Annotated in this window: 10 protein-coding genes and 2 pseudogenes; 9 read left to right on the top strand and 3 right to left on the bottom strand. The window is 67.8% G+C overall.

All coding sequences use genetic code 11. The annotated features are described in order from the left end of the window. Positions 1-242: 242 nt before the first annotated feature. The gene (locus tag ACK5M9_RS06100) at positions 243-1,274 is read right to left on the bottom strand and encodes an oxygenase MpaB family protein (protein ID WP_416892282.1); all 1,032 of its coding nucleotides are present in this window, start codon (positions 1,272-1,274) and stop codon (positions 243-245) included. Between the two features lie 91 nt (positions 1,275-1,365). Between ACK5M9_RS06100 and ACK5M9_RS06095 the strand changes: the two genes are divergently transcribed. Continuing rightward, complete coding sequence (locus ACK5M9_RS06095) at positions 1,366-2,067, top strand: TetR/AcrR family transcriptional regulator (protein ID WP_416892281.1); 702 nt, start codon at positions 1,366-1,368, stop codon at positions 2,065-2,067. Positions 2,068-2,124: 57 nt separating this feature from the next. Here the strand turns inward: ACK5M9_RS06095 and ACK5M9_RS06090 are convergent, their stop codons facing one another. After that, positions 2,125-2,709, bottom strand: coding sequence for a VOC family protein (locus tag ACK5M9_RS06090; RefSeq protein ID WP_416892280.1), 585 nt, complete (start codon positions 2,707-2,709; stop codon positions 2,125-2,127). 70 nt (positions 2,710-2,779) lie between these two features. Between ACK5M9_RS06090 and ACK5M9_RS06085 the strand changes: the two genes are divergently transcribed. The 3 genes from ACK5M9_RS06085 to ACK5M9_RS06075 all read left to right on the top strand — a co-directional run bounded on the left by ACK5M9_RS06085 (position 2,780) and on the right by ACK5M9_RS06075 (position 6,992). Beyond that, positions 2,780-3,412, top strand: coding sequence for a TetR/AcrR family transcriptional regulator (locus tag ACK5M9_RS06085; protein WP_416892279.1), 633 nt, complete (start codon positions 2,780-2,782; stop codon positions 3,410-3,412). Positions 3,413-3,414: 2 nt separating this feature from the next. After that, positions 3,415-4,530 carry an alpha/beta hydrolase gene (locus ACK5M9_RS06080; RefSeq protein WP_416892278.1) on the top strand — a complete coding sequence of 372 codons (1,116 nt, stop codon included), beginning with the start codon at positions 3,415-3,417 and terminating at the stop codon, positions 4,528-4,530. A gap of 263 nt (positions 4,531-4,793) precedes the next feature. Then, positions 4,794-6,992, top strand: a complete 2,199-nt coding sequence (locus ACK5M9_RS06075) for an acyl-CoA dehydrogenase (protein WP_416892277.1) — start codon at positions 4,794-4,796, stop codon at positions 6,990-6,992. Positions 6,993-7,263: 271 nt separating this feature from the next. Here the strand turns inward: ACK5M9_RS06075 and fadD2 are convergent. Next, a pseudogene (gene fadD2, locus ACK5M9_RS06070) lies at positions 7,264-8,928 on the bottom strand (long-chain-fatty-acid--CoA ligase FadD2); the annotation flags it as partial. Positions 8,929-9,109: 181 nt separating this feature from the next. On the opposite strand from fadD2, the gene ACK5M9_RS06065 reads away from it, so the two are divergent. The 5 genes and pseudogenes from ACK5M9_RS06065 (at position 9,110) to ACK5M9_RS06045 (ending at position 13,701) form a co-directional block, all read left to right on the top strand. Then, positions 9,110-10,114: an ABC transporter substrate-binding protein gene (locus tag ACK5M9_RS06065; protein ID WP_416892276.1), complete on the top strand. Its 1,005-nt coding sequence runs from the start codon at positions 9,110-9,112 to the stop codon at positions 10,112-10,114. Positions 10,115-10,251: 137 nt separating this feature from the next. Continuing rightward, positions 10,252-10,965, top strand: coding sequence for a 5-oxoprolinase subunit B family protein (locus ACK5M9_RS06060; RefSeq protein ID WP_416892303.1), 714 nt, complete (start codon positions 10,252-10,254; stop codon positions 10,963-10,965). Positions 10,966-10,992: 27 nt separating this feature from the next. Next, positions 10,993-11,862, top strand: a complete 870-nt coding sequence (locus ACK5M9_RS06055) for a 5-oxoprolinase/urea amidolyase family protein (protein ID WP_416892275.1) — start codon at positions 10,993-10,995, stop codon at positions 11,860-11,862. A gap of 524 nt (positions 11,863-12,386) precedes the next feature. After that, positions 12,387-13,205 (top strand): annotated as a pseudogene (locus ACK5M9_RS06050) (uroporphyrinogen-III synthase); the annotation flags it as partial. Positions 13,206-13,251: 46 nt separating this feature from the next. Then, positions 13,252-13,701, top strand: a complete 450-nt coding sequence (locus ACK5M9_RS06045) for a hypothetical protein (protein ID WP_416892274.1) — start codon at positions 13,252-13,254, stop codon at positions 13,699-13,701. Positions 13,702-13,890: the final 189 nt, after the last annotated feature.

The raw sequence follows: 13,890 nt of genomic DNA, 5'->3' as shown, positions 1-13,890 counted from the left end.
AGACCGTTGGCGGCCCCGATCAGCCCGATCAGCCGGACCAGCCCGTCGAACCGGCGCTGCCGAGGTCGGACATTTTGCCTGGTACCCAGCCTCGATTTTTCGCGCCGGTGGGGTTCAGGGGCTGTGAGTCGTTGGCGAGCGTAACGTGGCTGCGATTTCGAGCTACAGATTTCGCCCTGGCGTTACGCTCGCGAGCAAGCGGGCTGAATCTCGGAGACCGTGTCCGAAGTCGGGTCGTACGGTCAGACCAGCGGGAGGTTTCCGCGGATGCGGCGGTCCAGATCCCACAGCATCAGGTTGAACGGGAACTCTCGGGCGACCTTCGGCAGCAGACCGTTGGCGGCCCCGATCAGCCCGATCAGCCCGTCGAACCGGCGCTGCTTGCCGGCATCCCACGGCAACCGCATCTCGTCGCGAAAACGTTGCGGCAGGAATCCGGTGGTGATCAGCAGTGCGGTCCCCTCGGTCAGCTGACGCAGCGGGCCGGGCAGGCGTCGCCCGAGAAACGCGACCGAGGCAATGGGGTAGAGGAATTTACGGACCGCGTCGTCGATGTGCACCTTGTCCAACGACTCTTCCCAGTACTTGTCGAAGGCCGCCCGGTCGGCCGGCCACATCTCGGCCGGGACCTGCAGGGTGGTGCCCAGGGACATGCCGTCGCGGTAGAGCCGATCGGCTTCCTCGTCGTCGAGCTCCCCGACGAAGGTGCGGTAGATGTCGATTCCGCCCTTGTAGATGCAGGCCGCCACCCACAACTGCAACTCGGGATCGAAGGCGTTGTAGGACACCTCGTCTTCGGCCCGGGAGCGCACCTGCGAATGCGCGTGGTTGACCGCGCGGCGGAACGCCTCCTTCTGGGCATCGGTGCCGTAGTTGGCCACCGCGATATAGGTGAACGTGGTGCGCGCCCGCTTTACGGGATGACGGTCGACCCGCCCGCTCTCCACCCGGCTCTCCGACACCCCGTGACCGACGCCGGGCCATGACAACTCCATGATCACGTTGGCCGGGCCGGCCAGCAGCGCCACTCCCATCAGCCGGTAGTCGCGCGCCAGCCGCTTGCGGCGCCGATTCGACCGGGGCGGGTCCGAAATCGGGCGTTCCACCTGGGGCAGTGTGTCCGTGGCGACGCGGGCGGTTGTGCCCGGCTTCTTCGCGACGGCGGCGGTTGTGCCCGGCTTCTTGGCGACGGCGGCGGTTGTGCCCGGCTTCTTCGCGACGCGGGCGGTGCGCGTCGCCTTTGCCTTTGCGGCCCCAGCGGTTCCTGCCGGCATCGTTGCCTCCTCGAGTGTCGCCCATCAATTCTGAAAACGCGCGTTTCCTGAATAGTGGCCTCATCCCGGCGCGGATGTCAAGATGAGGGGCATGACGGGTTCGGGTGAGCATTCGAGGGCGCGTTCGGGTTCGCGCAAGTACCGCGGTGTCGAGGCGGTCGAGCGATCCAGCCTGCGCCGCCACCAGCTCCTGGACACCGGCCTCGACCTCCTGGGCGCGGACAACCAGGACATCGCCGAGCTCACCGTCCGCGGCGTCTGCCGCCAAGCCGGACTGTCGGCGCGCTACTTCTATGAGAGCTTCGCCGACAAGGACGAATTCGTCGGCGGTGTCTTCGACTGGGTGGTGGCGGATCTGGCAGCCACCACCGCCGCCGCGGTGGCCGCCGCCGACCCCGACGACCAGGCGCGCGCCGGAATGGCCAACGTCGTGCGGACCATCGCCGACGATGCGCGCATCGGGCGTCTGCTGTTCGGCACACAGCTGGCCAACGCGGTGGTGATGCGCAAACGCACCGAGTCCACCGCCCTGTTCGCCGTCCTGTCCGGCCGCCACGCCGTCGAAGCCCTTCGGGCGCCGGCGAACGAACAGGTCACCGCGGCCGCGCACTTCGCGGTCGGCGGCGTCGGACAGACGTTGAACGCCTGGCTCACCGGCGACATCCGCATGGGCCCCGACCAGCTCGCCGACCACCTGGCCTCGATATTGGTCGAGTTGACCGAACCCAGCCTCTACCGTTCTCACCGCACCGAAACCGCCGGCACAACCGCGCTGCAAGACCGGCCGCGCTGACGGCGCTACGAGCCCGGCCGCGCTGACGGCGCTGCAAGACCGGCCGCGCTGACGGCGCTACGAGCTCGCGACCGCCACCGCGGGCCGCCGGTCGGCGGCCGTCCTGGGCACCACGGAGTCGTCGGCGCCGTCGAATTCCTTCACCCAGCAGGCGAATTCCAGCAGGATTCCGTCCGGATCCTGGAAATAGAAGGACCGCACGTACACCCCCTCATCCACGGTCGCCGACACCTGCAGCGGGCTCTCGTCGTGGTTGAGGATCGGGCCCACCCGCACGCCCTTGGCCTTCAGCTTCTGCCGGTAGGCCTCGAACTCCTCGGCCGGCACGTGGAATGCCAGATGGTTCATCGTGCTCACTGCGCTGGTGAAGTCCCCGAGGCCCGGAAGGAATTCCGCCGAGGAGAGTCCGGGCACCCCGTCGGCCGCCTGGGCGAACCAGAAGAAGGCGACACAGTCGCCGTTGCCGGCATCGAAGAAGAAGTGCTGACCCACGCCCCCGGGCAGGTCCAGCGACTTGATCAGCGGCATCCCGAGGATGTTGCTGTAGAAGTCCACGGTGCGCGCCATATCCGAGCACACCATTGCGACGTGGTTTATCCCGCCGAGGGCGAACTCGGTGTTGGTGTTGTACGGCTTGATCATCGCGATTCTCCCTATCTAAGATGCAGACCTGAATCTAACATCAGATTCAGATTTGGGAAGGGTGGGCCACGTGACTACCGCGGCCGGACATGCGGACCGTCCCGCGAGCTTTCCGACGCACCGCGGACGCCGAACCCACGCCGCGATCGACGCCGCGGCGCGAACCGTTGTCGAACGCAAGGGAATCCTGGCGACCACGATCGCCGATATCGCCGCCGAAGCCGGCCGGTCCGCGGGCTCGTTCTACAACTACTACGACTCCAAGGAAGCGATGGTGCGCCAGTGGGCACTGCGCTTCCGCGACGAAGCGGCCGAACGCGCGCTTCCCGCGGCCCAGCACGGCCTGTCCAATCGCGAGCGTGCACATCAGGCCGCCGCCGCCCACTGGCACACCTACCGCAATCGCCTCGCGGAGGCGATCAGCGTGTCACAACTGGCGATCATCAACGACGACTTCGCGCGGTACTGGGCCGAGATCTGCGAGATACCGATCTCTTTCCTCGCCGAGTCGGTGCGACGCGCCCAGAGCCAGGGATACTGCACCGACGACGACCCGCAACTGATCGCCGAGGCGATCGTGGCCATGTTCAACCAGTTCTGCTACCTCCAGCTCACCCGGGGCACCGAGCCCGACGACGAAGCCTGCATCACAACGCTGGCCAACATCTGCCACCGTGCCATCTACGGCGAAAGGGACCGCTGACAATGACCGCAATCACCAAGGAGTTCATCGGGCTGCCGTCGGCCACCGCCGGACGCGCCGGCGCCGGCGGGCACCCCTGCCAGGGCCTCTATCACCGCCCCGAAGGGCACCGGCCCAAGGTGGCGATGATCGCCACCCACTATCAGATCGACTTCTCCGAGCACTACATCGCCGAATACCTAGCCGCCCGCGGCATCGGGTTCCTGGGCTGGAACACCAGGTTCCGCGGATACGAAAGCAACTTCCTGCTCGACCACGCGCTGGTCGACATCGGGGTCGGGGTGCGTTGGCTACGCGAAGAAGCCGGTGTGGACACGGTGGTGCTGCTGGGAAACTCCGGCGGCGGCTCCCTGATGTCGGCCTACCAGTCACAGGCGGTCGACCCCAACGTGACGCCGCTGGAAGGCATGCATCCGGCCACCGGCGTCACCGAGTTGCTCGCCGCCGACGGCTACGTCGCCACCGCCGCCCACCCGGGGCGCCCGGACGTTCTGACCGCGTGGATGGACGGCTCCGTCGTCGACGAGAACGATCCCATCGCATCCGCGGCCGACCTCGACCTGTTCGACGAGAACAACGGCCCGCCCTACTCGCCGGAGTTCGTCGAGCGCTACCGCGCCGCTCAGGTGGCCCGCAACCACGCCATCACCGACTGGGCCGAGGCCGAACTCAAACGCGTCCGGGCCGCCGGTTTCTCCGATCGCCCGTTCACCGTGATGCGCACCTGGGCCGACCCGCGCATGGTCGACCCCGGCATCGAACCCACCAAACGTCCGGCCAACTTGTGCTACGCGGGCATCCCGGTCAAGGCGAACCGCTCCGCGTGGGGCATCGCCGCGGCCTGCACCCTGCGCAACTGGCTGGGGATGTGGAGCCTGCGGGTCGCCCAGACCCGGGCCGAACCGCACCTGGCCCGCATCGACTGCCCGGCGCTGGTGATCAACGCCGACGGCGACACCGGCGTCTTCCCGTCGGACGCCAAACGCATTTTCGATGCGCTGGCCGGCACCGACAAGACACAGGCCGTGATCGACGCCGACCACTACTTCCTGACACCCGGCGCCCGGGACCAACAGGCCGACATGATTGCCGACTGGATCTCCAAGCGGTGGCCCTGACCGTCGGCTGCGAGTGGTTCGCGAGCGTAACGTGGCTGCGATTTTGCGCGCCGGATTTCGCCGTGGCGTTACGCTCGCGAGCAAGCGGCGCGAATCGCCCCGCGCCTGACAACCCAAAAACCCAGCGGCCGCGTCCTGCCGTCGCCAACTGCCGTCGCCTGCGCGACGGAGATCCTCTGGCCAACGTCGTCAACCAACCGACCGGTTGTTAGGTTTGACGGGTGCGGCCGGAAACGGGCCGCAAAGCCGACGGAAGGCGACCCATGCCGATCGCAATTGCCCCCGAACACCAGGACCTGGCCGCCTCAGTGCGGTCACTGGCAGCGCGAGTGGCGCCGTCGGAGGTGCTGCACGAGGCAATGGAGGCTCCGACGCCCAATCCCCCGCCGTACTGGCGGGCGGCCGCCGAGCAGGGGCTGCACGGGATGGCCCTCGCCGAATCCGTCGGAGGACAGGGGTACGGCATCCTCGAACTGGCCATCGTGCTGGCCGAGTTCGGCTACGCCGCGGTGCCCGGGCCATTCGTTCCCTCGGCGATCGCCAGCGCATTGATCGCCGCTCACGACCCCGACGCCGCGGTGCTCGCCGAGCTGGCATCCGGATCCGGTATCGCCGCCTACGCACTCGACTCCTCCATGTCCGCGACCCGGCACCGGGACTCGCTGGTGATCCGCGGCGAAATCCGCGCGGTAGCCGCCGCGGCGCAGGCGTCGATCCTGGTTCTGCCGGTGGCCGTCGACGGCGGCGAAGAGTGGGTCGTGCTGCCCGCCGGGCAACTCGAGATCGAACCGGCCCGAAGCCTCGACCCGCTGCGGCCCATCGCCCACGTGCGGGCGGCCGCCGTGGAGGTCGACGGCGACGCCGTGCTGGGCAACCTGAGCATGACGACCGCGCGGGCGTTGATCACGACACTGCTGTCCGCCGAAGCGGTCGGCGTGGCACGCTGGGCGACCGACACCGCGTCGGAGTACGCCAAGATCCGCGAGCAATTCGGGCGGCCCATCGGCCAGTTCCAGGCCATCAAACACAAGTGCGCCGAGATGATCGCCGACACCGAGCGGGCCACCGCGGCGGTATGGGACGCCGCCCGGGCCCTGGATGAGGCGCGCCAGACCGGCGAGACAGCCGAGAGCGCACACGTCGACTTCGCCGCCGCGGTCGCCGCAACCCTGGCCCCGGCCGCCGCTCAGCGCTGCACCGAGGACTGCATCCAGGTGCACGGCGGTATCGGCTTCACCTGGGAGCACGACACCAACGTGTACTACCGCAGGGCACTGATGCTGGCCGCCTGCATGGGTCACACCGGGCAATACCCACAGCGGGTGGCGGAGGCGGCCACCACCACCGGCATGCGGACGGTGGACATCGATCTGGACCCCGGCACCGAAAAACTGCGATCCGAGATCCGTGCCGAGGTGGCCGCCTTCAAGGAGATGGACCGTGCGGCGCGCAAAACCGCCATTGCCGAGACCGGCTGGGTGCTGCCCCATCTCCCCACCCCGTGGGGGCGGGCCGCCAGTCCCGTCGAGCAGGTCATCATCGCCCAGGAATTCGCCGTCGGCGGAGTCCGGCGGCCGCAGGTCGGCATCGCCGCGTGGATCATTCCTTCCATCGTCGCTTTCGGCACCGACGAGCAGCAACAGCACTTCCTGCCGCCGACACTGCGCGGCGAAATGATCTGGTGCCAGCTGTTTTCCGAGCCGGGAGCGGGATCGGACCTGGCCGGGCTGTCCACCAAGGCCACCCGCGTCGACGGCGGCTGGCGCATCACCGGCCAGAAGATCTGGACCACCGCCGCCCAGTTCTCGCAATGGGGGGCGCTGCTGGCGCGAACGGATCCCGCCGCGCCCAAGCACAACGGCATCACCTATTTCCTGCTCGACATGAAGAGCGAAGGCGTCACGGTCAAACCCCTGCGCGAGCTCACCGGCCACGAAATGTTCAACACCGTCTATATCGACGATGTGTTCGTACCCGACAAATACGTGCTCGGCGAAGTGAATCGGGGCTGGGAAGTCAGCCGCAATACCCTTACCGCGGAACGTGTTTCGATCGGCAGCAGCGAACCGAACTTCCTGGCCACGCTGCCGCAGTTCGTCGAGTTCGTCCGCGACGGCCAGTTCGGCCAGGTTGAGCGACACCGCGCCGGACAGTTGATCGCCGAGGGGCACGCCGCCAAGTTGCTCAACCTGCGGTCGACCTTGCTGACGCTGGCCGGCGGCGACGCGATGCCGTCGGCGGCGATCTCCAAATTGCTCTCGATGCGCACCGCCCAGGGATACGCCGAATTCGCCGTGTCGGCCTTCGGAGCCGAGGCCGCGATCGGCGACGCCGAAACGGCGCAGGGCAGATGGGGTGAATACCTGCTCGCGAGCCGCGCCACCACGATCTACGGCGGCACCTCCGAGGTGCACCTCAATATCATCGCCGAGCGCCTGCTCGGCCTGCCCCGCGATCCGTAGCCGGCAACCGTCGGCGCTAACTCTTCTCGGGAGACTTCGGTGCGGCTTTACCCGGGGATTTCTTCGCCGGGGCCTTCTTCGCCGCCGCCTTCTTGGCCGGGGCCTTCTTCGCAGCCGCCTTCTTGGCCGGGGCCTTCTTCGCCGCCGCCTTCTTGGCCGGGGCCTTGACCGCGGCTTTGGCGGGGGCCTTCTTCGCCGCCGCCTTCTTCGCCGGGGTCTTCTTGGCCGGAGCCTTCTTAGCCGGAGCCTTGGCCGCGGCTTTGGCGGGGGCCTCGCGCAATTCGCGTTTGAGGATCTTGCCGGTGGGGTTACGCGGCAACTCGGCAAGGAACACGACCTCGCGGGGCACCTTGTAGCGGGCCAGGTTGTCCCGCACGTAGGCCTTGACGGTGTCCTCGTCGAGACCGGAGCCCTCCTTCTTGACCACGAAGGCCCGCAACCGGTGTCCCCACTCCTTGTCCTCGACGCCGAGGGCGGTGGCCTCCACCACGTCGGGGTGTCCGCTGATCAGGTCCTCGACCTCGGCGGGAAACACGTTCTCCCCGCCCGACACGATCATCTCGTCGTCGCGGCCACTGACATACAGCAGGCCGTGCTCGTCGAAGTAGCCCACATCGCCCGAGGACATCAGCCCGTCGATGATCTGCTTGTGGCCCCCGCCGGTGTAGCCCTCGAACGGCAGGGCGTTGCCGACGAAGATCCTTCCGACACCGCCACGGGGCAGCTCTTTGCCGTTTTCGTCGAGAATCTTGACCTTCACGCCCTTGACGACCGGACCCACCGTCGAGGCATTCTTCGCCAGATCCTGCGGTCCGGCGATGGTGGCGAAAGCGATCTCGGTCGAGCCGTACATGTTGTAGATGACCGGGCCGATATCCGCCATCGCGCGGGAGGCGAGTTCGGAACCCAGCTGGGATCCGGATACGAAGATCACCTTCAGGCTGGACAGATTCGGTTTCTTGGCCATCTTCTCCTGGGCATCGAGGATGCGCGAAAGCATCACCGGCACCACGACCATGGCGGTGGCCTTGTGCTTCTCCAGGTCTTCGAGCACCTGCGACGGCTTGAACCTGCGCCGCAGGATCAGTGTGGAACCCAGGAACAGCCCGATGGTCGCGTGCAGAAAGCCCAGCGCGTGGAACATCGGCGCAGGCAGCGAGGTGACCTCGTCGGCCTTGAGCGGAACGTGCGCCAGGATGCCGCCGACCGGGGCCAGCGTGGGTGGCGTGCTGCGGTTGGCTCCCTTGGGGGTGCCGGTGGTTCCGCTGGTCAAGATGATGACCGAGGCATGTTTGCCGACCTTCGGCGCGGGCTTCTTGCTGCTGCGCCTGATCAGCTGGGCCAGCGTCGCGTCCGTACTTCCCGAGGGTTTGCCGGTGTCCGGATTGGTGCCCAGCGCCCGCAATTTGCCCAGTTTCGGCCGGGCCATGCTCACCGCATCGGCGTACTCGTCGTCGTAGATGATGACCTTGGCGCCCTCACGTTCGGCGACCTCTTTGATCTGCGGCCCGGAGAACTCGCTGTTGAGGAAAATGATGCGGGCTCCGACGCGTGCGGCGCCGTACATGGCGACCAAAAACCAGCGGTGATTGCGGGCCAGGAGGGCGACGCCGTCGCCGCTCTTGACACCTTTTTTGATCAGGCCGTTGGCTACCGCATGCGCGGCGGTGTCGAATTCCCCGTAGGTGAACTCGCCCTCCTCATCGATGACGACAGCACGGTCGGGGTGACGTCTGGCGTTCACCGACGGCAGCATGCCGAACTCGCCCCACTTGGCGATTTCGGCGGCCATCGCCGCCGTTTTCAGCGGCGACTCCAGCCGGAACCCGCCCGCTTCGAAGATCTTGCGGACGTAGTGCAGCTCAGCCGCACCGCGCTCGGCATACTGCTGGATCTTGCCGGGGAGTTGCCGGGGCAGATTGCTGAGGTTTGGCATGCCTTCACAATATGTGACGTCCGTCGCAAGGCAATCAGTGAGTAGCCTTTGCCTGCGGAGGTGCGTTCGCCACCGGGAAACGGCTGATCACCGAGTATTCGCGCCGTCGCGGGCGGCCTCGGGCAACGCAGCCGGCAACCGGCGGCCCGGTGCCCGCGGGGACTCGCGATACTCTCACGCGGTGCAGCAGGAATGGAATCGGCGCGGATTCCTGCGATTCGCCGGCGCCGCCGGCCTCCTGGGCGTCGGCGCTCCCGCCGCCCTGGCGGGTTGTTCGAGACTCAGGCCCGCGCCGGAGACGCACGGCCCCGAAACGGTGACGGTCACCCACCTGTTCGGCAATACGGTGATCACCGGGCCGCCCGAGCGCGTCGTGAGCGCCGGCTACACCGAGCAGGACGATCTACTGGCCGTGGGCGTCGTACCCATCGCCGTGACCAACTGGTTCGGCGACGAACCGTTCGCAATCTGGCCCTGGGCGCAAACCAAACTCGGCACCGCACAACCGGAAGTTCTGAGCCTGGACAACGGGATCCAAGTCGGAAGGATCGCGAAACTCGAGCCCGACCTGATCGTGGCGACCAACGCCGGCCTGGATATCGACACCTATCACCGGCTCTCGGCGATCGCACCGACCATCGCCCAATCGGGCGCCGACGCGTTCTTCGAACCGTGGAAGGACCAGGCCACCGCGATCGGCCAGGCGGTGTTTGCGACGGAGCAGATGAAGTCGTTGATCGCCGACGTCGACGCCGAGTTCGCCGCTATCGAGGAACAGAATCCGCACTGGCGCGGTAAGAGCGTCCTGCTGATGCGGGGCCGGTTGTGGCAGGACACGATCGTCGCAACGGCGGCCGGCTGGCAGACCGACTTCCTCAACCAGATGGGCCTGGAGATCTGCGACGCGATCAAGCCCTACGTCACCGGTCAGCACGCAACGATTCCCCGCGGCCACATCAAAGCCGTCCTGGATTCCGCGGATGTGGTGATCTGGGCGACCGAGAGCCCCGAGGAACAGCAGGCCATCCTGGCCGACCCCGAAGTTGCCGCGACGCAGGCCACCGCCCGCCGGCGGCACATCTTCACCCCCAAGACACTGGCCGGCGCGATCGCGTTCGCGTCGCCGTTGAGCTACCCCGTCGTCGCAGACAACCTGCCGCAGCTGATCGGCAAGATCCTGGACTGACATCGCGGCGCAGGGGTCGGCACCCGAGCGGGTGCATGAGCAATCGTTAAGGCACCTCTGGCAGAGCTCGAAAATAACTGCCGCACCGCCCGCGCCGCCGATAACGTTTGAACATGAGTGTGACGACGATCACCGCGATGCCACGCGACACCGATTCGGCGAGCGCCGTCTTCGACTACGGAGACCAGGCGCTGATGCTCCAATGCGACAGCACCGCCGACGTTTTGGCCTGGACGCAAGCCCTGCGCGCCGCGCGGATGCCCGGCATCGTCGACATCGTGCCGGCAGCGACCACCGTCTTGGTGAAGCTGGCCGGACCCCGCTTCCAGGGGGTGACCCGGCAACGGCTGCGCAGGTTGCGGGTAACCGCCGGTGCCGAACCCGGCCCCGGCGCCCCGGCGCACGACGTGGTCGGCGACGACGGGGTCCGCGACGTGGTCGGCGACGACGGGGTCCGCGACGAGGTGGCTAGCGACGACGTGGTTATCGACGTCGTGTACGACGGCCCGGATCTGGCCGAGGTCGCTTCTCTGACCGGCCTGAGCACCGCCGACGTCATCGAGGCCCACACCCGCACCCGGTGGCGGGTGGGCTTCAGCGGCTTCGCACCCGGATTCGCCTATCTGATCGGCGGAGATGGGCGACTCCACGTCCCGCGCCGCTCGGAACCCCGAACCGCGGTACCGGCCGGATCGGTGGGGCTGGCCGGTGAATTCAGTGCCGTATATCCACGCCGATCCCCCGGCGGCTGGCAGCTCATCGGCCGCACCGACGCGGTCCTGTGGGATATCGAGAAAACCGACCCGGCACTGCTCACCCAGGGCATGCGGGTTCGGTTCCGCGCGGTCTGAGAAACCGCCCCCGGGAAGGGAAACGACATGGCGAATCTGGAAATCCTGCGCCCGGGCCCGCTGGCCGTCATCGAGGACCTCGGCCGGCCCGGCCTGGCCCATCTCGGCGTGGGCCGCTCCGGTGCCGCCGACCGGCGCTCCCACACGCTGGCGAACAGGTTGGTCGCCAACCCCGACGACCGGGCGACCGTCGAAGTCATGTTCGGAGGCTTTTCGGCCCGAGTCAGCGGCGGCGACGTCGACATCGCATTGACCGGCGCCGACACCGACCCGACCGTCGACGGCGTCAACTTCGGCACCAATAGCATCCAGCACGTCCGCGACGGCCAGGTGATCTCCCTGAGCACCCCAAAATCCGGGCTGCGCACATATCTCGCCGTGCGCGGCGGCATCTGCGCCAACCCGGTACTCGGCTCGCGCAGCTACGACGTGATGTCGGCGATCGGACCGTCGCCGCTGCACGCCGGCGACGTCGTCCCCATCGGCGACCGCACCGACGCCTACCCCGAGCTCGACCATGCCCCGGTCGCCACGATCGCCCGGCACATCGTCGAGCTCGCGGTCACACCCGGGCCGCGCGACGACTGGTTCGTCGACCCCGACGCCCTGGTGCATACCGTGTGGATGGCCTCCGACCGCAGCGATCGGGTGGGCACACGCCTCGAGGGCCGTCCCATCGAGCACCGCCGGCCGGACCGGCAGATTCCCAGCGAGGGCATCACCCGCGGCGCCATCCAGGTACCGCCCAACGGGTTACCGGTGATCCTGGGGCCGGACCATCCGATCACCGGCGGGTATCCGGTGATCGGGGTGGTGGTCGACGCGGACGCCGACAAAGTCGCCCAGGTCCGCCCCGGCCAGCACGTGCGGTTGCACTGGACACGACCGCGCGCCTAGCTCGCTAGATCGGGGCATTGGGGCACGGGGCGCGGGGCGCGGGGCACGGGGCACGGGGCACGGGGCACGGGGCGCCATGAGGGGCGTCGGAAGCCCACTTTTCGCCGAGCGTGTAGCTACTGCGGTTTTTTCGGCGATTTTCCGCAGTAGTTGCACGTTCGGCGAGTCTGGTGGGGGCACGGGGCGCCCCGGCCGCAGCAGCCGTAGCCCCGCCTCGCGGCCGCCCCGCCTCGCTGCTCCGCAGCCTCGCAGCTCCGCAGCTCCGCAGCTCCGCAGCTCCGCAGCCCCGCGAGCGTAACGCCAGTGCGATTTTTCGGGTGAATTTTCGCACTGGCGTTACGCTCGGCGAACCTGGTGGGGGCCAGGGGGCGAAACCGCGCGCCCCGCAGCCCCGCGCCGCCACACCCCACCCGGAGGTTCTCCTCACGGCAGGCGAACACGCCCGCTACCAACGTCATCGCCGGATACACCTGGGGCCGGGACATCTCGGGCGGATTAGGGTGGACTTCGACGTGGACGACAACATGCCCCACCCGCTGGCCGGGTACCGGATCGCCGTCACATCCGCCCGGCGGGCCGAGGACCTCTGCGTGCTGCTGCGCCGACAGGGGGCCGGGGTCTTCGCAGCCCCGGCGATCACCATGACCACGCTGACCGACGACGACGACCTGCGCGCCGGCACCGAGGCTTTGATCGCGCGACCCCCCGACATTCTGATCGCCCAAACCGGTGTCGGCTTCAGCGGCTGGCTGGCCGCGGCCGAAGAATGGGGACTGGCAACCGAATTGCTCGACTCGCTGTCGACGGCCCGGATCGTGTCCCGCGGACCGAAGGCCACCGGAGCGCTGCGGGCCGCCGGCCTGCGTGAACAGTGGTCGCCGGCGTCGGAATCGTCTCAGGAGGTACTGGACCACCTCCTTGAATCAGATATGTCCGGGACGCGTATCGCGGTCCAGCTGCACGGCGGGCCCGAGCGCTGGGATCCGGTACCGGAGCTCCTGGGCGGCCTGCGGTCCGCGGGCGCCGAAATCGTGCCCATCCGGGTCTACCGCGAGGTGCCGGCACCATTGGGCGGCGAATTCGACGAGTTGGTGGCCGGCATCGCCGACCGGCGCTTCGATGCGGTCAGCTTCACCTCGGCGACCGCGGCCGCGGCGCTGCTGGAACGAAGCCGCGAGTTGAACATCGAAGACCGGGTCTTGGATGCGTTGCGTACCGGTGTGCAGGCCATGTGTGTCGGTCCGGTGACGGCGCGGCCACTGGTCAACTGCGATGTGCCGGCGTCCTGGCCCGACCGGATGCGGCTGGGCGCTCTGGCCCGTCATATCGCCGAGCGGCTACCGGCGACCCCCTCTTGATCTTTGCTGGCATCCGCGCAATCCTGACACCATGGCCCGCACCGACGAGCCCTCGCGCGGGCTCCTCGACGACGTTGCGAAAGCACTTCGTTTGCCGTTCAGCACACCGGAGTTCATCGACCGGATCGTCACCGGAAGCGTCAACCAGATCGGCCGTCAGACTCTCTACATGTTGATCACCACCTGGGACGCCGCCGGCGGTGGCCCCTTTGCCGCCAGTGCGATCGCCTCCAGTGGACTGGCCAAGACTGCCGAGGTCGTTCAAAGCTTGTTCATCGGGCCGGTCTTCAGTCCGATACTCAAAATGGTCGGGGCCGACAAGGTCGCGGTGCGGGCATCGCTGTGCGCCTCGCAACTCGTCGGACTCGGGATACTGCGGTACGGGCTGCGATCCGAACCATTGCACTCCATGCCGGTGGACCAGCTCGTCGACGCCATCGGCCCCACCATGCAGCGCTACATCGTCGGCAAGATCGACTAGCCCTCTCAGCATCCACTCTGCGCCCAAGGGGCGCCCGGCAGGGACGCTCACTCTGCACCCAGGGCGCAATCCACTCGCACTTTCGCGCCACCAGCGCAGAGTCAACGGGGGTGATTGCGCCACCTGCGCAGAGTCAACGCCCTGACTCATCGCCCCGGACCCTCCTGCGATACCGGCTAGTATCGGGAA

It is taken from the genome of Mycobacterium sp. (assembly GCF_047975165.1).
Classification (GTDB): domain Bacteria; phylum Actinomycetota; class Actinomycetes; order Mycobacteriales; family Mycobacteriaceae; genus Mycobacterium.
The sequence above is the reverse complement of the archived record's forward strand: the minus strand, read 5'-3'. Positions and strand labels throughout refer to the sequence as shown.

Coding starts and splice junctions, on each gene's coding strand:
- ACK5M9_RS06100 (WP_416892282.1), bottom strand. CDS start 1,274: ATGCCGGCAGGAACCGCTGGGGCCGCAAAGGCAAAGGCGACGCGCACC.
- ACK5M9_RS06045 (WP_416892274.1), top strand. CDS start 13,252: ATGGCCCGCACCGACGAGCCCTCGCGCGGGCTCCTCGACGACGTTGCG.
- ACK5M9_RS06095 (WP_416892281.1), top strand. CDS start 1,366: ATGACGGGTTCGGGTGAGCATTCGAGGGCGCGTTCGGGTTCGCGCAAG.
- ACK5M9_RS06055 (WP_416892275.1), top strand. CDS start 10,993: ATGGCGAATCTGGAAATCCTGCGCCCGGGCCCGCTGGCCGTCATCGAG.
- ACK5M9_RS06080 (WP_416892278.1), top strand. CDS start 3,415: ATGACCGCAATCACCAAGGAGTTCATCGGGCTGCCGTCGGCCACCGCC.
- ACK5M9_RS06075 (WP_416892277.1), top strand. CDS start 4,794: ATGCCGATCGCAATTGCCCCCGAACACCAGGACCTGGCCGCCTCAGTG.
- ACK5M9_RS06090 (WP_416892280.1), bottom strand. CDS start 2,709: ATGATCAAGCCGTACAACACCAACACCGAGTTCGCCCTCGGCGGGATA.
- ACK5M9_RS06060 (WP_416892303.1), top strand. CDS start 10,252: ATGCCACGCGACACCGATTCGGCGAGCGCCGTCTTCGACTACGGAGAC.